The following is a 25,646-nucleotide window of genomic DNA, read 5'->3' as shown; positions in this document are numbered from 1 at the left end:
CCCGCACGTCGCGCTACTCGGTCTGAAACGCCTCCGCCGTCGAGCGTGTGACACCCTGCGACGGGCACGGCTGCGGGTACTGGCTATCAGGCACATCCATACAGCCCCACGCGCGTGCGGCGGCTAGTTCACGTTTCACCTCATCGCGGGTTTTTCCCTGCGGCGCCGGCGGCAATTGTGCCGCCGGCTGCGTCAACTGCACACTCGAGGCCGGTTGAAGCCCCGGCACGACAGGATCGCGCTGGCTCAACACCTGCGGCTTCTGCAAAATACGCTCGTGGGATAGATAAAACTCATGAGGTCCCGGCGCGGGTTCGCGCAACGGGATCGTGTCGACTGCCACTGCCGCACTCACACAGGCGCAATTCAGTGCGAATCCGGCCAACCATATCGCATTCCGCATGATCGATTCTCCTTTTAAGTGAGTTCCGATCCTGAGGGTCGCCCGCTGCGCAAACGTGAGCTTTACATGACAATTCCGTCATCCAGGACGAGCGCCTGAGGACTGTATGACGAAATTGTCATGTTGTTCTCATCTTGATATCGGTGAAGCGTTTATATGATGGACGCACTCGACTTCGAACCGGAATCCCATGCGATGTATTCGATCAATGCAATGCGTGGCGATGTGCGTTTCAACCGTAAGTACGGTCATGTCGGCGCTCAGGACGCGGCTCCGCCGATGCAGAGGTGAGACGCTCTCTCTGGCGTCCAGCCTGGTGGCCATTGCAATCGGCTCGATTGCGTTCTGGCTAGGCCAGCCCGCGCATCTGTTCGACGGCAGTGCGCCATCCTCCGCATCGCCCACCGTCACGCCCCTGAATCGCAACAGCGCTCCGCCCACACACGGCCTGCTCTCGCTCGAACTGCTTGCCACAATGCGCCGAACCTCGCCGGAACTCATGCCGGATCATCGCCCCCGCGCCAACTAATTTTGCGCACCGAATGGTTTCACCGCAGCTTCATCCACCTCGCGAGAAATTCTCGCACACGGTGCCTGCACGCAACGCGCAATCGCACGCTGACGATATCCGCAGGCACTCCGGCGTGAGATCGGCACGGCTGATCCGACAGCTAGCCGCCTACGTTCAACTCACCGCACGCCTGCATGAACGGTATCCATTTTAAATAACGCCGTGGTATAAGTACTGCATACATTCAGGAAAACATGACAAATGTTCCTATCCGATTCTTGCGACCAAGCGTCTCAAAATTAGTCGCTGCTTCGGTACGGTTCCATGCATGCCTGACGATATGAAAAAGAACATCAAAGCGATCCGTTTCCCACCGATCGCGCTGCCGGCGACCCGGTGCGCGCTCATCCGCATCCGCGCAACCGCATCGGCAGATTCCATTCCGATAGCCGGACTCACGCGCCGCAACCTGAACCACCTCACGCATCCATGCTGCCTCTATCGGGGCGAGCAAGGCATACGGCTCGTTGACGCCAGCGCTCATCCGCGCTTGTCATCGCAAAGGGCACACATTCCCGCTCGCCTTTAGCGCCGCTCACAACAGGGGGCGCGGCCCTGTCCGCGCGGCTCTCACACGCCGCACCGCAAACGCGGCGCGGAGGGCGTCACCAGGAGAAAAGACCATGCGAGTTCTGATCGTCGAAGACGAAGCGAAAACCGGCACCTACCTCCGAAAGGGTCTGACAGAAGCGGGGTTTGTCTCAGACTGGGTGGAAGACGGCGTGACCGGCCAGCATTTCGCACTAACCGAGGATTACGACCTGATCATCCTCGACGTGATGCTGCCTCGCCAGGACGGCTGGACCGTCCTGAAAAATCTGCGCCACACGCGTTCCACGCCTGTATTGCTGCTCACCGCACGCGACGACCTGGATGACAAGGTGCGCGGTCTGGAAATGGGTGCAGACGACTATCTGGTGAAACCGTTCGATTTCGCCGAATTGTTGGCGCGTGTCCGTTCGATCTTGCGGCGTGGCCATGGGCGCGACGCCGCCTCGCTGCACGTTTCAGACCTGGCGCTCGACCTGACGCGCCGCAAGGCCACGCGCCAAGGCGACACGATCCTGTTGACCGCCAAGGAGTTTGCACTGCTGTGGCTGCTGATGCGACGGCACGGCGAGATCCTGCCGCGGTCGACGATCGCCTCGCAGGTGTGGGACATGAATTTCGATAGCGACACCAACGTGGTCGATGCCGCGATTCGGCGTGTACGCGCGAAGGTCGATGACAACTACGAACCAAAACTGATCCACACGGTGCGCGGCATGGGGTACGTGCTCGAAGAACGCAACGGTGACTCGCGATGAAGCGGCATCCAGGTCTCGCGACCCTGGCGTCAGCGGCACAGCGATTGAGCAAATCGTTCACGCCGCTCATGCCGCGCACCCTGAGAGGCCGGCTATCGGTTCTGTTCGCCGTATCGACCTCGCTATTGCTCGTCTTCAACGGCGTGTTGCTGTACCACGGCCTGAAGACGCGAATCGACTCGACCTCGGCTCGCGAGATGACAGCGACCCTCGCCACCCTGCAGCTGAGCCTGCAGACCATGCCCGGAGTCGACGCGATCCGCGCCAATCGTGATGTCTGGTACAACCCGTTGCGCGGTCATCAGAATCTGGACATCGCACTATTCGATGAACACGAGGCGCCGCTCACCCGCACTCACGGTTACTGGCCGAACGCCGAGACGCTCGCGGTACGTGCCGGTCTCGCCCCCGTGCAAGTGACGGTGGACGGCAAGCCGATGCGCTTTCTGGTAGCAATGGCGCCGCTCGGCGGCCAATCCGGCACGCGCGTGCGCGTGGTCGTCCAATACGACGCCACCGCCGAGGGAACCTTGCTTCGCGCCTACGCGCTCAACGTGCTGTTCGTCAGCGTAATCGGTGCGCTGGTGAACGCGCTGCTGGCGTGGTGGACCGCGCGTTTCGGACTGCGCCCGCTGGCCCGCCTGACTGCCCGTGCCGAACAGATCTCCAGCAGCCGTCTCGCACGACCGTTGCCCGAGCGTGACATGCCGGGCGAACTCAAGGAGTTGAGCCACGCCTTCAACCGCATGCTGGCGCGACTGCACGAATCCTTCACCCGTCTCACGCAGTTTTCATCCGACCTGGCACACGACATGCGGACGCCGCTCACCAACCTGCTGGCCGAAGCGCAAGTCGCGCTCTCGCAACCCCGTTCCGCGGACGATTACCGTGCGGTAATCGAGTCGAGCGTGGATGAATTCCAGCGGCTTTCGCGCCTGATCGACAGCATGCTGTTCCTCGCTCGCGCCGACAGCGCGCAACGCTGCCTGTCTTTACAGCAGGTCAGCGCGCGCAACGAAGCACTGCGTGTCGCCGGCTACTACGAGAGCATGGCCGCAGACGCCGGCGTGGAGATCATCGTGAAGGGCAACGCGAGCTTCGAAGGCGATGTGTTGCTCGTCCAGCGCGCGCTGAGCAATCTGGTCTCGAACGCATTGGCCCACGCGCCACGCGGCAGCACAGTCGAGCTTGATTGCGCCGAGGGGCTTGGCTATGCCCAGCTCTCTGTATCCGATAGCGGCGCCGGTATCGCGGAACCGCACCTGGAGCGCATCTTCGACCGGTTCTATCGCGTCGACCCCGCGCGCTATAACTCGGCGCGCGGAACCGGCCTCGGACTCGCCATCGTCAAGTCGATCATGAACGAGCACCGTGGCGAATGCAGCGTCGAGAGCATCCCGCACACGCGCACCACGTTCAGCCTACGGTTCCCAAGAAGGCGGACCATTCTGTCGACGCTAAGGGGGCAACGCGGCAGCAGTCAGAAGCGACGCGAAAAATAGAGATAAATGACAGATTTATCATCCCGCGATCACGGCCGCATCATGCCTCTCCCCGCAGAATGAGTCATGCCTGAAGACAACTTCGGCATGCCAATCATTTACGGAGAGGGATATGAAATCGAAGCGAATTGCGCTAGCTGTCATCTTCATGAGCGTGCTATCCACGTCCGTGCTCGCCGACAACGACCAGAGCGTCTCCGCGCTAGCCGCCTCACAGTCGTCGCAGTACGTGCCTGCCGCGCAATCGCGGCCAATCGGCAAGACACGCGCGCAGGTCCGCCAGGAGCTCATAGACGCGCGCCGCGAGGGAACCATCCCAACCACCGAGGCCGATTATCCACCGAGCCAGCGCACAATCGATGCGAACCGCGCGCGCCACCAGATTCTGGAGCGTTACTGGGCCAGCACGGACTGAAGCAAACGCGACGACACAAGGAGCACCGATGACCTACCCCCAACGCATGCTGGTCGAAAACCTCGCCTGGTCCGACGAAATCAGCATTCGCGATCCCGCCTACTTCCAGCGGCTCGCCAGCAACCAGCGACCCAACGTGTTGTGGATCGGCTGCTCCGACAGCCGCGTACCCGAAGCCGTTACCCGCGCCATGCCCGGTGAGATCTTCGTTCATCGCAACATCGCGAACCTGGTCGGCGAACACGACGACAGTCTCGCGAGCGTGCTCGAATATGCGATCGTCGTCCTGCGCGTGCAGCACATCGTAGTATGCGGCCATCATTGCTGTGGCGGTGTACAAGCTGCGCTGCGACCGCCGGCGGCCGCGCTGCCTAACGTCAATCGCCGCATCGACCCGATTCGCCGGTTAGCCGCGCTGCATGCAGCGGAACTCCGTCTGCTGCAGGGTTTCGGCGAACGCGCTGACCGGCTCGCCGAACTCAACGTGCTGGCCCAGGTGCAAGCGCTGCATGCGATGCCGCTGGTTCAAAGCGCGCAACCGCACGTGCAGATTCACGGCTGGATATTTTCAATGCACGACGGCCGCCTGAAAGCGCTGGCCCACCCGGAGTGGGCACTCAACGAAACCGCCGACGCCCACGAAGCGGCCGGTTGAGCGCCCGCAACTCACTCGTCCAATGCGCGATTCGCCTGTGCTGCAGGCGCCGCGCTCCATTTCCAGCTTCGAGGCAAGTCTACCGATGACGCAAGTTCACGCCACCCCACCTCATATCCCGCCCGCACGAGCCAACCCGGCATCAACCTGGCGCACCGATCTGCTGGCCGGCATCAGCGTCTTCCTGATCGCGCTGCCGCTATGTCTGGGCATTGCAACAGCCTCGAGCGTCGCACCATTTGCCGGCATTCTCGCCGGCGTGATCGGCGGCCTCGTGGTAGCACTGCTAAGCGGTTCGCGACTGAGTGTCAGCGGCCCGGCCGCCGGCCTTGTCGTGATCGTCGTGCAGGCGCTTGCCACGCTCGGCAGCTTCTCCGCGTTTCTGGGCGCACTGGTACTCGCGGGCGCCCTGCAATGGGTGTTCGGTTTCCTGCGTGCCGGCAGATTGGCGAGCTATGTGCCGGCACCCGTGATCAACGGCATGCTTGCCGCAATCGGCATTCTGCTGATCCTGAATCAACTCCCTCTGGCGGCGGGTCTGGTCAATGGCGGTATTTCGGCCGCGATACCCCTACTAGCGCTCGCGTCGTTGGCGATTCTGTTCGCGTGGGAAATGCCGGCATTGCGCGCTTTTACGCTCGTGCGCGCAATCCCCGCACCGCTCGCGGTGGTATCTTTCGGCATCGCCGCCGTCGCGCTCGTCGAGACATTCGCGCCGGAACTGGCACTCGCCTCCGCACAACGTGTCGCCATGCCGCTGCTCGGCTCGTGGGATACCCTCAGTCAGGCATTCACGTTTCCCGATCTCACCCAGTGGAGCAATCCCGATGTGTGGCGCGTGGCCATGGTGATCGCGATTGTCGCCAGCCTGGAGACCTTGCTGAGTCTCGAGGCACTCGAACAGATCGACCCGAGCCATCAAAAGGCGGCACCCAATCGCGAACTGAAGGCACAAGGCGTCGGCAATCTGCTTGCCGGGCTGCTCGGCGCCTTGCCGGTCACCGCCGTGGTGGTACGCAGCGCGGCCAACGTGCACGCTGGTGCGCGCAGCCGCCTGTCTTGCATGACGCACGGCGTCATGCTGCTGATCGCCTGCCTCGCGCTGACCCACGTGATCAATCTGATTCCGCTCGCGAGCCTAGCGGCGATCCTGATTCATACCGGCTATAAGCTCGCCAAGCCGCAAATGTTCGTGTCGATGGGGAGGGCGGGGGTCGCCCAGGCCGTGCCGTTCATCGGCACCATCGCGGGCGTGCTGGCGACCGACCTGCTGATCGGCATCGCGATCGGCTTCGCATTGAGCGTGGTGCTGGTCGTCGAGCGCAACTTCCGCCGCGTGCTGAGTTTTACGCAAGATGGCGACTTTTATCTACTGAGCCTGCGCAAGAGCGCGACCTTCTTCTGCACACCGCAACTGAAGCACTATCTCGGGCAGATTCCGTCAGGGGCGACCTTGATTCTCGATGCAACTCACGCCGATCATATCGACCACGACGTGCATCAGGTGGTCGACACTTACGCGGCGCGAGCGAGCGCTGGCGGCGTACGCATCGAGTACAAGCAGTGGCCGACGCGCCGCTAGCGTGGGGCGGCAGCGGCCTCCGTCAATCGAGAAACTCCGTCGCCCGTTTGCGCAGCACCGCGCTGAAATCGTCGAGCCAGCCGATCGACAATCGCCAGCTCTGCCAGTAGAGATCGACGTCGATATGCTTGCCGGGCGCCATGTCCACCAGCTCGCCGCTGGCCAGATGCGGCGCGATCATGCGTTCCGGGCACATGCCCCAGCCGAGGCCGGTTACGCAGGCGCGCAAGAAACCGGCAACGTGCGGAATCCAGTGCAAGGGCGGGTCCAGTTCGGCCCGCGTGATGCGGCGCATGAAGCGCTTCTGCAACTGATCCTTCGGATTGAAATCGACGCACGGCGCCCGCCGCAGCGACTCGCGCGTCACGCCATCGGCAAAATGGCGCGCGCGAAACGCCGGCGTGCAGACCGCCAGATAGCGCATCCGGCCGAGGCGCGTCGAGCGGCAGCCCTGCACCGGCTCGGCTTGTGTGGTGACCGCGCCTTGCACGCTGCCATCGCGAATCCGCTGCGCGGTGTGGTCCTGGTCGTCGATCACCAGATCGAGCAGCATCTCCCGTTCCACGCAGAACTGCGCCACCGCGTCGATAAACCAGGTGCCCACGCTGTCGTCGTTGACCGCCACGCGCAACGCGGGCCACGGCTCCACCAGCGCGCCGGGCAGCGCCGGCAGCCGGCCGGTGAGTTCCGCTTCCAGCAACAGCACGCGTTCGGTATGACGGCACAGCAGCGCACCCGAGGTGGTCGCGACACACGGCTGGCCGCGCTTCACGAGCACACTCCCTACCCGCTCCTCCAGCAGCTTGACCCGCTGGGATACGGCTGAAGGCGTCACATTCAGTTCGCTGGCCGCCCGGTCGAACGAACCGTGCCGCACCACGGCGGCCAGTGCGTCGAGCAACGCATAGTCGAGCATTAGCGCTCCTTAATCGGCATTAAGTGAATTAGCTTCTCTTACGATCAGCAAAACCGCAGACTAGCCTCGTTCGCTTCCCCCGTCTACTGGATCGATTATGAACTGGCTGTCTTTTTCCCACGGTGCCGCCCTGTGCGCGTCGCTGATCGTGACGATCGGCGCGCAGAACGCCTTTGTGCTGCGTCAGGGCATCATGCGCTCGCACGTCGGCAAGATCGTCGCGCTGTGTGCGCTGTCGGACTTCATTCTGATCGGCGCGGGGGTGGGGGGCGCCTCGGTTCTGGTGGAGCGCTATCCCGTGTTCGTCCACGCGATGCTGTATGTGGGGCTCGCTTATCTGGCGTGGTTCGGCGTCAACGCGCTGCGCCGCGCCGTGCGGCCCGGCCACGCGGTGCTGGACGCCAATGCGAGCGGCGCGGGACCCGCGCAGCGTGCCATGCCGATCATTCTGATGACTTTGGCCTTCACGTGGCTCAATCCGCACGTGTATCTCGACACCTTCCTGCTGATCGGCACGGCGGGCGCACGCGAACCTGCCGGCGCACGGGTGGCGTTCGCGCTCGGCGCGATGGCGGTGAGCGGGGTCTGGTTTATCGGTCTGGGTTACGGCGCCCGTGCGCTGGCGCCGCTGTTTCGCCGGGCGAGCGCGTGGCGCGTGCTGGATGGCGCGATCGGCAGCATGGTGTTGCTGCTGGCAGTGACGCAGTTGCGCTGAGTGTCGACAGGCGGTCTACTTTTTGCACACCTGCGGGCGGTCTACTTCCTGCGCATCGGCAAGCAGGCGCCCTACTTCTGCGCCTGCTGCTTGCCCAGCAGATCCTGCACCAACTGGGTCGATACGTAGTGCGGCCCGTCGAACAGATAGGTCCGGTAGCCACGATACGCGAGCAATTGCGGCGACAATTCGGCAGCCGTCGCCGCGCGGAACGCGCCGCCCTGGGCCGGACGGAATGCCTCCGCGATGATCCTTACGCGGTCCTTGCCGAGCCGTGCGGCCAGTGCATCGGCATACTCGCGCGCAGCCGCCGGGCCACGTGCATAGACGCCGCAACCATCCTGCAGAAAGACACCGACATCGTGCGGCAGCCAGCCGTCCAGCCACGCCGCCAGCGCCGGACCTCCGATATTCGAATTGTCGTAGACGCTGATCCACAGCGGCCGCGGCAGCTTGTCGAGCAAGGACGCGAGCGCGGCGGCATCCTTCCAGGTCGGATCGACTTCAACCGGAAAGTAGTAACCGTCGATGTGAACCGCCGGCCGCACGGCCAGCAGCTGCTTCGATTGCTCGACCAGTTGCGCCGCTTGCGCACGGGCCGCGGTTTCGTCGAAACGTCCGGCGAGACCGACGATCACGTTGCGCGCCCACGGCTCGCCGGCAATCCGTGTCCAGTCAGGCAGACGTTGGGCCGTTTGCATCGTGGTGCCGGGCAGAAACGACGTACCGTTCACCGCTGTCCATTGCACCAGCAGATCGGTCACGCCGAGGCGATTCCAGTCGCCACGCGGATCGGCATGATCTTCGTCGGGCTGCCAGACCACGCCCTGCGCCAACGCGCCGGCATCGGCGGCGCCCGGTGCCGAGCAGCCGTATAAGAGCGCGGCGTACGCGCCCGCGGCGAGCAGCGCGCGCCGGCGCGGCGAGACCGGCTCCCGCTCCCGAATCTGACAGCGGTGTGAATCACCCATTGTGTTGGCGCTGTGCGTTGACATGAACGTCGCGATAGTCCTGAGCGAGCTGCACGCGATCGATCTTGAAGTTGACCGAAACCGGCAAGGTCCGGCACGCGAGCAATTCTGACGGGATCATATACGACGGCAGGCGCGCGGCCAGCAGCGCCTTCCAGTCGTGCAGCGCGCCGGGTAGTCGGCCATCGTCGCTGCCGGTGGCCACGAACGCGACGATCCGCGCAACCGAGCCGTCCGGGCGCCGCAACGGTACGGCGGCGGCACTCGCCGCATCCGGCAGCGCGCGCAAAGCCGCGTCGATCTCCATCAATTCGATCCGGTAGCCGCCCATCTTGATCTGATCGTCGATGCGTCCCTGGCAAAACAGCAGGCCGTCGGCATCGACCGCGCCCAGATCGCCGGTGCGAAACGCGCGCTCGCCGTGATGGGTGAACATGCGTGCCGCGTTCAGGTCTTCGCGATTCAGATAGCCACGCATCACGTGCGCGCCAGCGATGCACAACTCGCCGTCATCGACGAAAACCTCGGCGCCGCGCTTGGCGCGGCCAATCGGCAGACGCGCGTGATGAGCCAGGACCGCATCGTCGACGACGATCCAGGTGGTCGCCACCGTCGCCTCGGTCGGGCCGTAGGTGTTGATGATCCTTGCGGCCGGAAACCGCTGGCGGAGTTGCCGCGCGAGAGCAACCGGCAGCACTTCGCCGCAGAACAGGAAGGTGTCGAGCGCCGGCAAGCCCACTTGCGAGAACTGCGGATTGAGCAACTGCAACTGCGCGAACGACGGAGTCGACACCCAGGTTGTCACGCCATGCCGGGCGAGGTTGGCGAGAAACGGTGCGCCCTGTGCGGTCATTGCACGTGAAGCGAGGACGGCAGTGCCGCCGAGCGCGAGCGTGCCAAAGACTTCGTACATCGATAGATCGAAGCTGAACGGCGCCTGGTTCAGGAACACCGGTGCGTCGCCGAGTTCAAAGTCGGCCGCCATCCAGTCGGCGAGCGCGGCGACGCTTTCGCGGCCGATTTGCACGCCTTTCGGCTCGCCGGTCGTGCCGGAGGTGAACAGCACGTATGCGAGGTTTTTCTCGTGCAATGACGGTGGGGTCGAAGCCGAAGCCGAAGCTGATGCCGCCGCGACCGGCTCCATCTGCGCGCCTTGCCCCCGCCCGGTCAGACTCACAAAACGGCCGCTATGCGCGTCGAAGTATGTCTGCGCGCCGAGCGTGCTGGCAATGCGCCGCATCCGCTCATCCGGGTAGATCGTGTCGACCGGTACAAACGGTGCGCCAAGGAGAAGCGCCCCGGCCATCGCCACAAAGAAACCTGCTTCCTTGTGCCCGCGCACGATCACCGGCACATCCGCGGCAAAGCCGTGCTCGTGCGCCTGCCCGGCCCATGCGTGTGCCTGCTCCGCCAACTGCTGCCAGCGCAACGCGCGATCGGCGCCGATCACTGCCCACGCGTCGGCACGCACATCGGTATCGACAAAGCAGCTCTTGCCAAGATCGAATCGCATAGGATGCCTAGCGATTGGCGGCGATGAATGCGCCAAGCGCATCCACGGATGCCAGATGCTCGGCGATCTCGGTAGGCGGAATACGCACGCCGAATTGCATCTCGACACCCATCACGATTTCGACGGCCAGCACCGAATCGACCAGCCCCGTTTCGAGTAGCAGCTCGTCATCGCGCACGAGGCGCAGTACGACGGATTCGACCAGTGCCGCTACGTCGGCGTGCAGCGTATTGTTTTGAGTCATTGTGTTGTCCTTTGCGCAAACGTCGTTCCGGTAATCAGAACTGGAAATAGAGAAAACGCACCTCACCATGCAACTGCGCGACGCAGAATACGAGCACGCCGAACATCGCGACAGTCCAGCGCAGCGACGGCCGCCATGTCAGTGCGGCGGGCAAGCCCTCGGCCGCGCGTTCGAGTGCCGGCGAGAAGCGCCCCATCAATTGATGCGAATTCGGCGTGCACCAGACGATCACCAGCAGCGCGGCGATCTGCAATGCGAGCGTCGAGCGGCCCGCGACCAGATGCAGCCATTCGACGGGGCTCATGTTCGCCGTGCCCCACGCGGGCCAGTCGAGCGTTTCGACGCCGTGCAAACCCGCCATGCCTTGCAGTAATGCGAGCGCATCGCCGACACCATGGGCGCGGAAAAACGCAAACGCGACCAGCGCGGCCACGAAGGTCAGCAGGACATTCCCAGCATGGCGAATGCGCGCCGTGAAACTTGCTGTGAATGCTGCGACGACCCCTGTCGTTGCTATCGTACGAGCCGATTCTGCTGCGGTCGCGGCCGCTCCTATCGCACGAGCCGGACCTGCTGCTGTCCCTGCCGTCCCTGCTGCGACCGCTCCGGCCGCGCGTGCCTGACCGACCGATGCGACCGATGCGACCGATGCGCCCGGCGCACCCGCCGCACGCCACGCGCGATAAGCGTGATTCACGGTGAGATACGACGCATGCAGCAAGCCGTAAATCAGATACTGCAAACCCGCGCCGTGCCAGATGCCGGCCAGCGCCATCGTGTAGAAAGTCGGCACAGCGACCGTCGAGAGAAAACCGCGCGTCGAACGTTGCGCGAGACGGCCGATCGGCAGACCACCCAGCGCGCGGCTGCGATTGATCCGCATCGCCATCGGGTAATACAGGTAAGCCGTGAGATAACGCGTGAGCGTCATGTGCCAGCGCTGCCAGAAATCGATGATGCTCGCCGCCTTGAACGGCGAATTGAAGTTCAACGGAAAGCGCACGCCGAACATCTTCGCGAGACCCATGGCCATATCCGAGTAACCGGAGAAATCGAAGTAAAGCTGCAACGCGTACGCAAGACAGGTGCCCCACGCCGCCAGCCCCTGCAGTTCGTGCGGCGCGGCAAAACCTGCGTCGGCGAAAGGCGCGATGGTGTCGGCGAACAGCACCTTCTTCGCGAGACCGATGGTGAACACGAACGCGCCGATCGAAAGATTCTCCGCGCGCAGCCGGTACGTGGCCGGCTGCGCGAATTGCGTCATCATTTCCTTGTGATGCAGAATCGGCCCCGCGATCAAATGCGGAAAGAACGTGACGAACTGCACGTAGCCGAGCGGGTCGCGCTCCTTGACGATCCCCGCGTTGCAATCGAGCAGATAGCCGATCTGCGTGAAGGTGAAGAACGACACGCCGAGCGGCAGAATCACGTCCTGCATGCCGTGCGCGAGCCAATCGGCGGGCGCAATGCCGCTTGCGTGCACGAGCGCGGTGAGCAGCGTCGCCAGATATTTGTAGCGCACCAGCAGCGCGAGATCGGCGGCAATCGCGAGACCGAGCAGCCAGCGGCGGCGTGCCGACTGCGCGGGCGCCGCGACGATCGCGCAACTCATCGCGTAGTTGAACAGGATCGACGCCACCAGCAAGCCGACGAACGCCGGATTCCACCAGCCGTAAAACACGATCGACGCGGCGCATAGCCACGCTGCCGCGGCGCGCGGCATGCGTTGGCCAAGCAGGTAGTAGCCGGCGAGCGCAGGCGGCAGGAACAGCGTGAGGAAGATGAATGAATTGAATAGCATCGCGATCAGTCCTGCTTCGCCGGTGCGGCAACGGGAGTGACGGGCACGGCGGCGTTTGCGGTCGTTGCCTCGTTGGGTGCCGACGCATCGACCGGCATTGACAGCGCGTCTTCCGACATTTCCCAGATCACCATGCGCACGCTCTTCGGCCACGCGGCCCGCTCGCGCCAAATTGCCTGCAACGCGCGATCGAACTGGCCGTCGTCGAGGCTGACATTCCAGACTTCGCGGCCGAGCTGCTCGCTCAGGCGCTCGGCAAACGCGCTGCGGCGCGAGAACGAACTGCCCGCGAGCAGCACGTCGGCGGCGGGACCGTCGTCGAGCAGGCCGCCGCTGCGTTGCACCTGCAACGTCTGCGCGGCGACAACATCGGGCGCGGGCCGCCATGCGTCCGGCACGTCATTCAGATTCGCGAGCGTCAGCAGATCGCCGATGCGCGGAGCGGGTTGCGCCGTCGCATGCGTGAATTCTGTGTCGCCGGGTTTGCCGAGCAACGGCAGTACCGCAGCACTGACCGCCTGTGCGGCTGCTTGCGCGCCCTGCGCATTCCAGTGCACATCGGTGCGGAAAAATGCGGGACGCGCAGCTTGCAGGGCCGGCAGCAATTCAACGTGCGCGACCTTGCTCGCCGTCAGCGCGCGGTTCCAGACAGTCAGACGCTGCGTCATCCGCGCGTCCTGACGCAGCCCGCACAGCGCCTCGCTTTCCACGCGCGCCTTGTCGGGCACCGTCACGACCACCAGCTGAATCCCAGCGCCGCGCAGCGCGTCCGTGTAACGATGCAGCGCGGCGATGCGCGCATCGGTCAACGCATCGCCGCCATCGGCACGTTCGACGGGATCATGCCCCGGTTGCACCGGCGCGCGCAGACCGTCCGCATAGAACAGCCAGCCGGGACAGCCCTCGCGCACCTGATGCCCGAGGTCGCCGAACAGGCGGTAACGCACCGCCGCCTGCCAGCGATGCAGCGATCGCGCGTACGGCACGTCGATCGCGCGATCGAGGTGGTGGCCGAGGCTGCCGTCGCGCCAGCCATGTACGTCGAACGAAGTGCCGTTGCGCGACTGCGTGACAAGCGAAGTCAAGGCGGCGGCGCAACCGAGGCCGAGCAGGAGCGCGATCAGCCAGGCAATGCGCCGATGCGCGAGCGGCTGAGCGAGCGGCTCTGGCGTCGCTGCCGCGCGGCCATGCGCTGTTCTGCTGTCCGTGCGCGCTGTGGCTGCCGCCGTGCGAGTCGTCGTTCCCGCCGCTGCGCGGGCCGTCGTGCCTGTCGCAGCGCCTGCCGCCGTGTCCGCCGCATGGCCCACCGCCGTTCCCGCCGCAGCGCGTTCCGCCGTGCCTCCGATTGACTCGCTCATCAGGCGATAGCCTTGCTCAGACGCGCGAGAAACGCATCGTCGGCCATCACCGAGGCCGCGTCCCATTGGCCGCCCGCGCTCGGCCGATTCATCATCTGCCCTTCGTTGAATTGCCAGACGATCGCTTGCGGCGGATTGGCCTTGAAGTCCGGCGATTCCAGATAGTTGAGCAGCGTCTTCCACGGACCGGTGTCGCCGAAGGTCCACGTCAAACCGACCGGGCGATCGATCGCATTCGAGAGCTTCTGCGGAAAGCCGAGGTACGGCTGAACCATGCTATTGCCGACCACCTGCACAACCGGCGGACCGCCGTCGACGAGGCCCGGCGCCTCCACCACCGTGCGCACGATGAAGTGATCCTTGCCGACTGCCTTCTTGCGCTCCGGCGGCAGCAAGGTCGCGAGGTCGCCGTAGCGGACTTCCTCGTTCCACGTGCCAAGGCGGCTGCCCGCACCGGCGGTGCCCTTAAGCGAACCCGCCGCGGCAAGGCGTTTGGCAACGCGCTCCGCGACCGCTTCGGCGGCGTGGCCGCTCCAGTGGTAGTCGGCGCGAATGTACTTTTCCTGTGCAGCGTCGACCTCGGCGATCGCGCCGTCGCCATCCACCATCTGCAGACCGAGCGCGTCGGCATGCGCGCGAATCGCGGCGTAGCGGCTTGCGACACTCGCGGACATCGCGATGCCGTCCGGCAGATTCTCCGGGCACAAACGGGCTTTCAGCGGCGCGATCACCATCACACTGTGAATGCCGCGCGCCGCCAGCTTGTCCGTCGCCTGATGAATCAGATCGACAGCTTTCAGACAGGCGGGCGTCGCGTCATCGGTGAGACTTTCCCAGCCGGGATAGAGCCACAGATTGCGGCCTTCGATCACGCTGGTCGACGCCGCGGCGAACGCGCGGCGCGGCAGCAACGATAATGCGCCGCCGAGCGGCGCCGCAGCGAGAGCGAGCAGCAGGCGACGACGAACTCGGTTGAGCGGTTTCGATTGGGCTGGCGCCTGGATGAACGAACGGCTGGCATCGGTCATTGTGTGGGGTCCCCGTGATTTATATGAAGCAGTGAAGCAGATGAAGCAGCGCGCGCGGCAAACGTATCGCGATCGTCCGGCGATCAATTGGCGGCCGGCGGCCACGCGAGCACATCGCGCGCGCCGCTCAACACCGGTTTCGCGACGTCGCCGGTGACGAACAGGCTGTAGCTGTCGCCGGCAGCGAGCGCCGGCAACGGCAACGCCGCGCTGGCCGCCGCACCGCACCGCCCCACCAGCTTCGCGTTGACCGGATTGATGGCGCGCGTGTCCTGCGCGCCTGCGGCCACCTGCGCGAACACCGTCGGACCGTTGCCGTCCACACCGATCTTCGCGCTGCAACCGGGCGCAAAATTGAACGCGCGCAAGGTCGCCTTCAAACCGTCGACGCGCTCGTAGCGGCCGACGATCCGCGTCGCATGCCAGCCCTTCGCGTCATGCCGCAACGCGACGGTTACAGCGTCGCCTGCGTGAGTTGCTGCATTGGTCGTTGCATTGGTCGTTGCATTGGTCGTTGCATTCGCCGCCGCATCGGCCCAAGCGGCATCGGCCAAAACCTTCCCGTCGACCGTGACGCGTGCCGGCGTCCCCGGTGTCAGCACGCTGAAACGCGTGACCGCGCCCGGCGCGAGCGTCTGCGGCGCCTCGCTGCCAGCGAGCGCCACGCGCACCGCTTGCGACGATGCGTTCAGCACGCGCAGATATGACGCGTTGGCGGGCGGTTGCGGTCCATAGAGACTCGCGACATCGTCCGCAGCGGCATGCGCCACGCCGACCGACAATAGCGCCACCCAAGACATGGCAACCCTCGAACTACCCAAGCTGATTTTTTTCATTTGATTCATCCGGATTCAATACGAGTAGATCGCACCGAAGAACACGCCGCGCGCGCGATCGTCGCCGGTGATCTTCAAGCGGTACTGCACCGACAGATCGACATACGAGCGTGGCGCGTCGTACTTGCTGTCGCGGAACCAGTAACGCGTCGAAATCCCCACACCCGCGCCGAGCGGCATGCTGTGGTCGACGCTCGAATCGTAGTCCGCGCCGATCACCGCGTACGGGAACACGGTCCACTTCGGGCTGTAGCGGTCCATGCGGAAGGTGCGGCCCACTTCGAGATTGGTGGTCGCGTAGACCGACCCTGCGTTCAGATAGGCGCCCGTCTCGGCGTAGATCTGCGCAGTCCACCACGACGGCACGTCCACCCGTCGCTCGATGCCATAACCGCCTGAATACGCGAGCCGCGCGAGCCAGTCGGGATTGACCTGCGAGCCGATCGGAATGATCCGTTCGAAGGCGACGATCGCGTCGATCTGCGAAAACGGCTTGGCGCGCGCGCCGACGCTGGCTTGCAAGGTATCCACGCCGCTCGCGCCGCCGTTCTTCACGCCGAAACTTTCGTAGCCGCGCGCATAGAGCTCGAACATCCGGTCGCCGAGACTGCCGAACGGACGCCAGTAGGCTTCCACGCCGGCCTGCCAGTTGTTCGATGTGCCCGGTGTCGGCGACGACGCATAGCCCGGCTGCATGCCGGCGCCGCGATAGTTGATCGATGCGTCGAAGCCCCAGTTGCGGGTGGCCTCGGCGTGCGCGCTGCGCATCTCGTTCAGTTGCGCCGGCTTGGCGGGTGGCGCGTCGTCGGACGGTTTCGCGCTCGCGTCGATTGCGCGCTCGAAGTACTGCGCGGCTTCGCGATTGCGGTGCGCGTCCGCGGCCGCATAGCCCGCATCGGCATACGCGCTGTCCGGCATGGTGCCGGACTTGTCGGCGATGGCGAAGCGTTGGTATGCGACCTTGTTGTTGCCGGCCCGTTGCGCGATGTACGCGGCGGTCATGTCGGGCATCGCGTCGAGCATGCCGGCGTCGACCATGTGCTGCGCTTCGCGCGCCGCGGCGCGGTCATCGCCAGCCGTGCTGAGCGCGTTGATCAGATCCACCCGATGCTGCGGATCATCAGGCGCGGCCTTCACGGCTTCGCGCGCATAGCCGAGCGCGCCGGCTTTGTCGTTCGCGGCGGCGGCTGTCGCCGCGGCACGCGCCGCCGCGAAGCCGGGATCGGCGGCGTACACGTCGCAGCTCGCGCCGAACTGATCGACCACGCAGTCGATCAGCGGACGGCGTGCGGGATCGATCGGCGTGGTGGGGGCCGGCGTCTGCGCCAACTCCCGCCGCGCCTGCGCGCGACGCAGCGCGATCGGCGGATCGGTGTCGTCGCCGTTCATCTTCAACGGCGCGAGCAGATCGAGCGCGCGCTGCGGCTGTCCTTCGGCGATCCATACATCGGCGATGATCACGCGCGCCACGCGTTTATTGCGCTGGGTCGCATCGTCGGCATGCAGCGCTTTGGCGAAGTCCGCGTCGGCATCCGCCGTCTTGCCCTGTGCGGCCAGCGCGTAGCCACGCAGCGCGAGCGGCATGATTTCCGTATCGTCGGCGGCAATCGCCTCGCTCGCCGCCGCTTGCACGCCTGGTAGATCGTCGGTAGCGAACAAGGTGTCGATCAACTGGACGCGGTAGCCAACCTGATCCGGCGCATAGGCGACCGCCTCACGCGCGAGCACCGTGGCCCGCGCGTAGTCGCCCGTCTTGCGCGCGGCATACGACGCATCGGACGACTTCGGCGCCAGACGGCTGCCGATGAAGCTGCACCTCAAGCGCAATTCGTCGCTGTCGCCGAAGCGTTTGCTTGCATCGAGATCGGCGTTCCATGCTTCGGTATCCTGACCGGCTGCGCTCGCCGCGTCGATCAGCAACAAGCGCAGGCGCAGCAGATCGGGACGCAGCGAGATCGCATCGTTCGCGTACTTGACGGTGCCCGTGAAATCCTTCGCCGCATAGGCCTTGTAGGCCTGCTGCGCGGCCGACAGCGCGGCGCCGGTCAACGCGTCCGGGTCGCCCGACTGCTGGCGGCCGCTGCGTGCAACCGCGCGGGTCGACGCGTTCAGCGCGTCGATCTGCTTGCGGCGCGAAATCAGCGCAGGATCGCGGCCGATCTGTGCGATCGCGTCGCCAAGCGAGCGGCTTGCTTCGCTATAACGTCGAAGCGCTGCGAGCGAGTTGGCGAGCAACACCCGCAGCGACACGACATCGGGGCGCTGGCGAATCGCCTCGCGCGCCCGGGCGATCGCGCCGGTGTAGTCGCCGCGCCCATAGGCGGCATACGCGTCCTGCGCCACCCGATAGGCGGCGCCGCTCAACGGCAGCGCGTTCAATCCGGAGCCGGCCGATTGCGGCGCGGACGCCGTGCCCTGCGCAAAGGCCGCCGCGCCGCTCAAGCTCAACGCGCCCGCCACCATGGCAGCGGCAATGGCACGCAGGGTGAAAGAAAATGAATCGATCATTCGGATGCCGCCAGAGCGCCCTGAAGGCGGCGCTGTTGCTGGATTACGTTCTCGAGCGCGGCACGCGAGATCACGCCGCGCGCCACCATGTAGTCGCCGATACGGCCGTGGCGATCCGGGCGGTAGTGCTGCATGGCCGCTTCGAAGGCCTCGCGGCGCACATGGCCATGCTCGATCAGCAGATCGCCGATCAGCGGGACGCTGCGTGCCGGCACAGGCTCAACGCCCTCGCCCGTCAAGGCGCCCGCCGATGCACCATCCACCGTGCCCGCCCGTACACCCTCAGCGCCCTCACCACCCGGCGCCGCGATCCCGACGCCGCGCAACACCCGCAGGGCCGCCGCGATCTCGCCCTCACGGACGATCTCCTGAACCACCGGCCCCGCGACCAGCGCGCTCAGTTCCGCGAACACCGGGTCGGCGAGCGGACTCGCGGTCAACAGAATCGTGCGGCCACTCGCAAGATCGGCCTGCGGCAACACGCGATGACGCACGATTGCGTCGAGCGGCAGGCGCCCGGCGTCGTCCTTGATGCGTTCGAGCACCATGCGGCCACGCGGCAAATCTGACTGGAAGGCGATCGCTTCCGCGAGCGTTTCCTCGTCGAGCCAGCCCTTGGCCATCAGCACGCGGCCGAGCGGCGCCTCACGCGCATGGCTTTCGCCGAGCGCCTGTTCGAGCTTGTCCGGATCGATGGCTTGCCAGGACAGCAGCAATTCACCCAGACGCTGACGGCGATTGTTAAAGCCGTCGGCAGAGGGGAAGTCATGCATGGTCTTGTCCCATGCCAGCCGCTTGCCGGTCACGAGGTGCATGAGGAACATCTTCCACGCACGCGAAACGGCCATGAAGTTGATGAAATTGCCCACCACCATGCGCGGCACCGACAGCACGCCGTGCTCCCAACCGTACAGGTGGGTCACGAAATAGATTCGTTGCACGACACGCAACAGCAACGCGCACCCGTTGGCCCACAGCAGCACTTGCAGCCACGGCGAATCGGCGAACGGCGAAGCGATCAGATCCGGCATCCAGCCCAGCAGATCGGCGCCGGCGAACAGCAGAAACTGAACCACCAGCACGTACGCGATAATGCCGACGAACGCGGTGACAATGCCCTTACGGTCGCGAAACAGCAGATAGCGATTGGCCAACGAGCCGCTCCACCCTGTCTGCTTCCACCCTTGCAAGCCGATGCCAAGCGTCCAGCGCGCACGCTGCCGGTAAGCAGTACGGAACGTATCGGGAAAGAATTCGCGCACGCACAGCGGCATCGTCACAGTAATGTCGCGTTCGCGGCCGAAGCCGAACCACGCTTTGCGGCGCGTCGCGAATTCCACCGGGAAGCGCGCGAAAATCGACTGCATGCCCATCTTGCCCAGGCGCGCGCCGACGTCGTAGTCCTCGGTCAGGCTTTCGGTGTTGAACGGCTGGTTATCCGTCTCGGCGATCAGCGCGAGCAGTGCGCGCCGCGAGAAGCACGTGCCCACTCCCGCGGACGGCACCGAACCCACCAGGCTCTCGCGCACCACCAGATCCTTCGCGTGCCATTCAGCAAACTCGTCCATATAGGTGCCGGCCACGAGCTCGAACCAGTTGCGCTCGAGCGAGGCCACCGGCAACTGGATCATGTCCTTGCGCGGCAATAGATAATTGAAAAAGCGCAGTTCGATCGGATGCAGCACATCTTCGCTATCGTGCAGCACAACGCCCGCGAATTCGATGCCGGCCTCCTGCTCGTACCTGAAGATCGCCGCGATCACCCAGTTCAGACAGTCGGCCTTGCAGGTCGGACCGTCGTGCGGCACTTCCACGCGACGCAGCTGTTTGTAGCGGCGCCGCATCCGTTCGACTTCGGCGATGGTCTGCGGGTCGTTCTGATAAGTGCCGACGAACACCACATAGTTGCGGTAGTCCATGACCCGCACCATGTCTTCGATCATTGCCGCGACCACGTCATACTCGTGCCACGCGGGCACCATGATCGCGATCGGCTGCTCTTCGCGCTGATACAGCTGCGCGCTCGTGAGCGGCTTGTACGTGCGCTGCACCGTAAAGCGGCGGTAGATCGTGCGGGTCCAATACCAGAGGTCGATGAACAGATCGTCGAGGCTGGACAGCAGAATGATGAATGCCACCAGCGCCGCGACGTATTCGAGCCCCAGGTAGTAGTGAGCTACCGCGTAGCCCGCATACCATTTGATCAGCGCGATGCTCACGACTTGTCCTGATTCCTGCGGCGCGCCACGTTGGCGACCAGCAGCAACAGGATCAGCAAGCCGACGAGGCCGGCCGGGATGCCCCAGCGCACCCAGTTCTGCATGAACCACGGACCCTGCACGTCTTCCGCGTCGATCACTTCGCCCGGATGACGCGTATCGAAATGGCGCAGCGTGCCGCTGGCGTCGACGATCGCGACATCGCCGCGCGAGAGTTGCAACGACGCCGGCAAGATCGCCGCGGTATCCCCCACCGTGCGATACACGATACCCGGGACGCTGCCCGCCTTCACCGCTTCGATCACGCCGACGCGGTTCAGACCCGACACGTCCGCGAGAACCTTGCCGGATGCATCCGTGAGCGACAGGCGATCTTTCGACAGACGCGCGAGGCTCTTCTCATCGGCGAGCTTGACGTCGGCCGCGAGGAAGGCACCTTTCGGGTTCACCGCTTCGCCGTCACGCGCGACGCTGAAGGTCGCACGCGTCGGCGCGATGCCGCTGGCGTTCGCCAGTCGCGCGACGCGCGGCAGCACTTGCGTAGCGTCGTTCAGATACGAGGCCGGCACGATCACATTCGCTTCGGACGCGAAACGCGCCACCATGCCGGTGAAGTCGTCGCCGGGCGTCGCGTCGGCGAGCGTCAGATGGCTGCTCGGCAACACCGCAATCGGATGACCCTGGCCACGCGGCTGGCAGCCGCCTTCCGGCTGACGCTGGAACACCACGCGCAGCAGATTGTTCGGCGCGAGCGCGTAATGCGGCACACGCGCGGTAATGCGCTGCGGCTTGCCGTTGGCGTTCAGCAGTTGCGAGCCGATCAGCACGTCGTTGAAATAGATCGAGGCGGTCTGCGCGGTGTTATTCAGCGTCGGCGAGGCGGCTACGTCGAGGACCACGGCGCCCGGCAGCTTGCCGTTGCCGGATACCGCGCCCAGATCGAAACTCGCGTCCCAGGTGGCGCGGCCTTGCACGTCGAGCGTGCGCGGCTGGCCGCCCAGCAGTGACAGCGCGATTTCGTCGGCGCGCGTATTCGGCGCGGTGTCGATCTGATGAACCACGAGACGGCTCGTGACGTCGATCGGACGCCACGTGCGCGTGAGAATTGCCACACCGTCGTTATCGCCGACCACGATCGCGGTTTGACCGCCGAAGTGGGCAAGGCGCACTTCGCCCGCCGCGAGCGGCTTTGCGACCGGATCGATCGCGCGGGCACGCCACGCGTCGAACGCGTCGCTCGCGCCCGGCGCTGCGCCGACAACCTGTTCGCGCAAGGCATCGAGCGACGTCTTCAGCGTGTTGCGCACCGTGTCATCGGCGACGATGACGTCCGGCGCGAATGCCGAGCGCGGCGTCAGCGCGATCAAGGCGCCCGCTTCCGCCAGACTCGCCAGCGTGTGCGAACCGCCCGCGGCCAGCGCGGCAAATGCCGGCACCGCGCGCAGCGGCGCCGGCACCTCGATGTCGCTCAGATCGACGGTGTCGCCCACTGCCGGCCATGTCCGCGTGGCCGGTGTACGGCCTTCGCGTTGCAGCAGCGCTTCGACGCGCCAGCCTGCATCGAACGCCGACGCGGTCAACGTGCGCGCGCCGACCATCACCACCGGTTTGTAGGGCAATGCGCTCCACGCGCTGCGCAGATCGACGATCGCGTCCGGATCGTAGCGATAGGTCAGGCGCGAAGTCGGCGCGATGCGCCACACGTTGCCGATCGCGCTCTGATCGGCGCAGACGTTGTCATTGAGCACCGACGACCAGTCAAGGCCCACGCGCACGAAACCGCTCGGCCGCGCGGCGCCGTCCACGCCAACACTCGTGGAGGCGTCGCCCTGGTCCTGCGCCGGGCTGCGCGAGAGTACCGGCGCGCCATCGAGCGACACTAGCATGGTCGTGCGGCCACCGTTGCCACGCAGATAGCTGCCGTCGATCTGCAAGGCCGCGTCGCGCAACGGCACGTCGGCCGGCACGGGCAGATACAGTTCCTGACGACCGTCCGGCGCGCGCAGCACGACCGGATCGCGCATTCCCAGTTCGGCCAGCGACACCGTGCGCGTGGCGAGACGGCCGCTGCCGAGTTGCGCGAAGCTGGCGGCGAGATCGGCCGGCTGTTGAGCATGCGCCATCGAGGCGAACAGCATCAGCACAGCAAGGGCGTTCAGGCGGGGGCGCGCGAGGCGGCGCATTGGCGTATTGGAGGTCACGTTTTCTTGTCTCGTCATTAGCGCGCAAACGGTGGAGCGGCGTTGCGCGATATCAATTGTCTGGAACTGCGATCCGGCTATTGCAGGCAGCACGGCCGGCGGCTTTGCCGGTATTTCCACAACGGCAGAACAGCGCCCGGTGCGGCCTTACTGAATGGTTTCCGCGCGTTGCGCGCGCAGAACCTGACCGGTCTCGCCCGCGCCGCCGCTCACGAACTCGTCGAACGGACGCCCGGTGAGTGCCGCGACGATCCGCTGCGACGCATGGCCGTCGCCGTATGGGTTGACGCGATGCGCGAAATCGTCGCGCTCGTCCGCGTCGTCTAGCAGCCCTTTCACCGCGCGCACAATTGCTTCGCGCTTCGTACCGACGAGGCGCACCGTGCCGGCCGCCACCGCTTCCGGACGCTCGGTCACGTCGCGCATCACCAGCACCGGTTTGCCGAGCGCGGGCGCTTCTTCCTGCACGCCGCCCGAGTCGGTGAGAATGATCGACGCACGCTGCATCAGGCGCACGAAGCCGAGGTAATCCAGCGGCTCGATCAGATGAACGTTGCGCGCCGTGCCGAGGGTTTCCTGCACCGGACCGCGCACGTTCGGGTTCAGGTGCACGGGATAGACGATCTGCACCGTGTTGGTCTTCGCGAGGTCGGCGAGTGCCGCACAGATGTTCGCGAAGCCCGCGCCGAAGCTCTCGCGGCGATGGCCCGTGACGAGCAGCACCGGCAGCGCGCCATCGAGAAACGGCAGGCGCGCGTCGAGTTCGGCGCGCAGTGCCGCGTCATGGTCGATGCGCGTGGTGGTGAGGTTCAGCGCGTCGATCACTGTATTGCCGGTCACGATGATCTTGCCGTGCAGCGCTTCGTGCGCGAGGTTCGCTTTCGAGCTCGCAGTGGGCGCGAACATCAAGTCGCTCATCACGTCGACCACTCGGCGGTTCATTTCTTCCGGCCAGGGCTGCATCAGGTTGCCGGTGCGCAGACCCGCTTCGACGTGACCGACCGGAATCCGCCGGTGAAACGAGGCCAGCGCCGCCGCGGACGCGGTGGTCGTGTCGCCGTGGACCAGCACGCGATCGGGCTGCACGGTTGCGAGCACGTCGTCGAGCGACGCGATAAGACGCGAAGCCAGCCCGTTGAGCGTCTGGTTGCCGGTCATCAGCGCGAGATTGCGATGTGGCTTGATCTGAAACAGGTCAAGCACCTGATCGAGCATCTGCTGATGCTGCCCCGTGACACAGACTATCGACTCGATGCCGGTATCGGCTTCCAGTTGTTTGACTAGCGGCGCCATTTTTATGGCTTCCGGCCGCGTGCCGAAAATCGACAGAATCCTCGTTTGCATATGCCCTGGTCTTTTTTTTGAATGTTTTATTGGCGGCAGACAATGCGGCGCACGCGTTAATATCGTGCCCCAGATTTACCGATCTGACTTGCCCGTCGCCGATAACTATCAGCGGTTCCCAAATACACAGAGAACGAATCGATCGGATGCAATAACTGCCGACTGGATTCACGCGAGCGTCGCTGTCGTTTGAACGAGCGGCTATTGATGGTGAATCGAAGCGCATTCTAGCGCGTATTTCCGCTTATCCCACAATAGATTTCCCCTATATGGGGTATTCAAGGTGGTGCCTCGCGGGCGTGAAGCGGGGATTTTTACCGACGAAGCCGGGTGATTAAGCTGGCGCAAACGTTTTCCAAATACTTAGGGAAACGTTAAATTCAGTCCGATTGTTTTTAAAAACATAAAATGTCAAATCTGAATTAACAATTTCCTCACTCCATTCGAACAATTTGAATTGCCCGCTGATTAAGGCTGCGCAAACGTTATCGGCGGATTCGACAGGGTGTGGGTGATATCACGAACTATTTGCTTTAGTTGACTGAGCGTCTCATTTGCTGGATTTGTGTTTGAGTTTGGTGGCTGCGTTCGGGGTCTGGGATTGCGCGAGCGCGCAGGTGAAGTGCTGTTGCGGCAGCGCGACAGTGATGGATAGGTTTGGGCGCTGATCGCGCGTTTGGGTGTCTGGGGGTGGTTGTTGTTTGTTTGCGTGCCTGTGACGTTGGCCTTTCCTTGTTTTTTTCGTGGTCTATTAGCGTCGCCCCTGTGCGGGGCAGGCACCTACTTTTCTTTGCCTGCCGCAAAGAAAAGTAGGCAAAAGAAAGCGGCTCACACCGCCAGCTCATAAGCGGGTCCCCCGCACAGCCTCGGTAGTGGTGCATCTGGAATCTGTGTTCTCGCACATTCGGCGTGAGTGACAAGGGAGTCATACTTCCGGCGGCGCTGCGCGCGCCGAAGCGCATTCTATAAAACCGATCGCTGCGTTTTCGCGCTTACCCCTCTTTCGACGCAGTAGCTCGGCCTCTATCGTGTTGTGGCCGCCTCCTTCGGCACAGCGGCTCGGCCTGCATCGTGTTGGCCACCTCTTTCGCCTCTTTCGCCTCTTTCGCACCTGCGCCCAGATGCCCAGATGCCCAGATGCATAATTCGAAGTACGAACTTTTAACTGTGCGGGTTGGCACGACTTGCTGGCAGGTCGGAGAGAAGCGACGCTATTTACAAAGCGCGGCCGTATTTGCGCATTGGGCGTTTCGCCGAGGCGAAGCCGATGGCCCCCACTGCCCGCAAACGAAGCCCCTGGCTTCCCCTGCAGACCCATCCGCGACGCACGCAGTGCGGAGTGGGAGCGAATGACACCTTTGTCGCTCACGCCGAATGTGCGGGGGCACGGATTCCAGATGCACCACAACCGAGGCTGTGCGGGGGACCCGCTTATAAGCTGGCGGGGTGAGCCGCTTTCTTTTGCCTACTTGTATATTCCCTCCTGTGGCGTCGACCCGATCAGTTGTCGCCACATGGACAGTCAGCTCGTCTGCCTAGAGTGCCTCGAGCCCGCAG

General features: G+C 64.5%; 21 protein-coding genes. 8 read left to right on the top strand and 13 right to left on the bottom strand.

Features of this window, described 5'->3' with window-relative positions:
- Positions 1-13: 13 nt before the first annotated feature.
- The gene (locus KHO23_RS33470; protein ID WP_211617203.1) at positions 14-403 is read right to left on the bottom strand and encodes a DUF4148 domain-containing protein; all 390 of its coding nucleotides are present in this window, start codon (positions 401-403) and stop codon (positions 14-16) included.
- Between the two features lie 156 nt (positions 404-559).
- Here KHO23_RS33470 and KHO23_RS35520 point away from each other — a divergent pair, with 156 nt between their 5' ends.
- From KHO23_RS35520 to KHO23_RS33440, 7 genes are all read left to right on the top strand, one after another.
- Complete coding sequence (locus tag KHO23_RS35520; protein WP_268963974.1) at positions 560-694, top strand: hypothetical protein; 135 nt, start codon at positions 560-562, stop codon at positions 692-694.
- 25 nt (positions 695-719) lie between these two features.
- Positions 720-932 (top strand): hypothetical protein, encoded by a 213-nt coding sequence (locus KHO23_RS33465; RefSeq protein WP_211617202.1) that lies wholly within the window; start codon positions 720-722, stop codon positions 930-932.
- Positions 933-1,597: 665 nt separating this feature from the next.
- On the top strand, positions 1,598-2,281 hold the full coding sequence (gene irlR / locus KHO23_RS33460) for a heavy metal response regulator transcription factor IrlR (RefSeq protein ID WP_211617200.1): 684 nt from the start codon (positions 1,598-1,600) through the stop codon (positions 2,279-2,281).
- Between the two features lie 68 nt (positions 2,282-2,349).
- Positions 2,350-3,783 (top strand): heavy metal sensor histidine kinase, encoded by a 1,434-nt coding sequence (locus tag KHO23_RS33455; protein ID WP_236067082.1) that lies wholly within the window; start codon positions 2,350-2,352, stop codon positions 3,781-3,783.
- 112 nt (positions 3,784-3,895) lie between these two features.
- On the top strand, positions 3,896-4,198 hold the full coding sequence (locus tag KHO23_RS33450; protein WP_211617196.1) for a DUF4148 domain-containing protein: 303 nt from the start codon (positions 3,896-3,898) through the stop codon (positions 4,196-4,198).
- A gap of 28 nt (positions 4,199-4,226) precedes the next feature.
- Complete coding sequence (locus KHO23_RS33445; RefSeq protein WP_211617194.1) at positions 4,227-4,853, top strand: carbonic anhydrase; 627 nt, start codon at positions 4,227-4,229, stop codon at positions 4,851-4,853.
- Between the two features lie 85 nt (positions 4,854-4,938).
- The gene (locus KHO23_RS33440; RefSeq protein ID WP_211617192.1) at positions 4,939-6,435 is read left to right on the top strand and encodes a SulP family inorganic anion transporter; all 1,497 of its coding nucleotides are present in this window, start codon (positions 4,939-4,941) and stop codon (positions 6,433-6,435) included.
- A gap of 22 nt (positions 6,436-6,457) precedes the next feature.
- Here the strand turns inward: KHO23_RS33440 and KHO23_RS33435 are convergent, their stop codons facing one another.
- The gene (locus KHO23_RS33435; RefSeq protein ID WP_211617190.1) at positions 6,458-7,351 is read right to left on the bottom strand and encodes a LysR family transcriptional regulator ArgP; all 894 of its coding nucleotides are present in this window, start codon (positions 7,349-7,351) and stop codon (positions 6,458-6,460) included.
- 97 nt (positions 7,352-7,448) lie between these two features.
- Here KHO23_RS33435 and KHO23_RS33430 point away from each other — a divergent pair, with 97 nt between their 5' ends.
- Positions 7,449-8,066: a LysE/ArgO family amino acid transporter gene (locus tag KHO23_RS33430; protein ID WP_211617188.1), complete on the top strand. Its 618-nt coding sequence runs from the start codon at positions 7,449-7,451 to the stop codon at positions 8,064-8,066.
- A gap of 71 nt (positions 8,067-8,137) precedes the next feature.
- Here the strand turns inward: KHO23_RS33430 and KHO23_RS33425 are convergent, their stop codons facing one another.
- The 11 genes from KHO23_RS33425 to wecB form a co-directional block, all read right to left on the bottom strand.
- Positions 8,138-9,061, bottom strand: a complete 924-nt coding sequence (locus KHO23_RS33425) for an alpha-amylase family protein (protein ID WP_407946092.1) — start codon at positions 9,059-9,061, stop codon at positions 8,138-8,140.
- Positions 9,030-10,550 carry an AMP-binding protein gene (locus KHO23_RS33420; RefSeq protein WP_211617186.1) on the bottom strand — a complete coding sequence of 507 codons (1,521 nt, stop codon included), beginning with the start codon at positions 10,548-10,550 and terminating at the stop codon, positions 9,030-9,032. Before KHO23_RS33420 ends, KHO23_RS33425 begins: the two co-directional genes overlap by 32 nt.
- A gap of 7 nt (positions 10,551-10,557) precedes the next feature.
- On the bottom strand, positions 10,558-10,794 hold the full coding sequence (locus KHO23_RS33415) for an acyl carrier protein (protein ID WP_211617184.1): 237 nt from the start codon (positions 10,792-10,794) through the stop codon (positions 10,558-10,560).
- Positions 10,795-10,828: 34 nt separating this feature from the next.
- Positions 10,829-12,595: an MBOAT family O-acyltransferase gene (locus tag KHO23_RS33410; RefSeq protein ID WP_211617181.1), complete on the bottom strand. Its 1,767-nt coding sequence runs from the start codon at positions 12,593-12,595 to the stop codon at positions 10,829-10,831.
- Between the two features lie 5 nt (positions 12,596-12,600).
- The gene (locus KHO23_RS33405; protein ID WP_211617179.1) at positions 12,601-13,953 is read right to left on the bottom strand and encodes an alginate O-acetyltransferase AlgX-related protein; all 1,353 of its coding nucleotides are present in this window, start codon (positions 13,951-13,953) and stop codon (positions 12,601-12,603) included.
- Positions 13,953-14,981, bottom strand: coding sequence for an alginate O-acetyltransferase AlgX-related protein (locus KHO23_RS33400; protein WP_211617177.1), 1,029 nt, complete (start codon positions 14,979-14,981; stop codon positions 13,953-13,955). The genes KHO23_RS33405 and KHO23_RS33400 overlap by 1 nt, the downstream gene beginning before the upstream one ends.
- An 83-nt stretch (positions 14,982-15,064) precedes the next feature.
- Entirely contained in the window at positions 15,065-15,817 is a 753-nt protein-coding gene (locus KHO23_RS33395) for an alginate O-acetyltransferase AlgF (RefSeq protein WP_211617175.1), read from the bottom strand.
- 15 nt (positions 15,818-15,832) lie between these two features.
- Complete coding sequence (locus KHO23_RS33390) at positions 15,833-18,325, bottom strand: NfrA family protein (RefSeq protein WP_211617173.1); 2,493 nt, start codon at positions 18,323-18,325, stop codon at positions 15,833-15,835.
- Positions 18,322-20,544: a glycosyl transferase family protein gene (locus tag KHO23_RS33385; protein ID WP_211617171.1), complete on the bottom strand. Its 2,223-nt coding sequence runs from the start codon at positions 20,542-20,544 to the stop codon at positions 18,322-18,324. The genes KHO23_RS33390 and KHO23_RS33385 overlap by 4 nt, the downstream gene beginning before the upstream one ends.
- Positions 20,541-22,727 (bottom strand): cellulose synthase, encoded by a 2,187-nt coding sequence (locus tag KHO23_RS33380; protein ID WP_407946093.1) that lies wholly within the window; start codon positions 22,725-22,727, stop codon positions 20,541-20,543. Before KHO23_RS33380 ends, KHO23_RS33385 begins: the two co-directional genes overlap by 4 nt.
- Before the next feature lie 165 nt (positions 22,728-22,892).
- Positions 22,893-24,089, bottom strand: a complete 1,197-nt coding sequence (gene wecB, locus KHO23_RS33375) for a non-hydrolyzing UDP-N-acetylglucosamine 2-epimerase (protein ID WP_211617167.1) — start codon at positions 24,087-24,089, stop codon at positions 22,893-22,895.
- Positions 24,090-25,646 lie beyond the last annotated feature (1,557 nt).

Origin of the sequence: Paraburkholderia haematera, assembly GCF_905220975.1 — a bacterium.
GTDB classification, from domain to species: domain Bacteria; phylum Pseudomonadota; class Gammaproteobacteria; order Burkholderiales; family Burkholderiaceae; genus Paraburkholderia; species Paraburkholderia haematera.
Note: the sequence above shows the minus strand (reverse complement) of the source record. Positions and strands in the feature narration are given on the sequence as shown.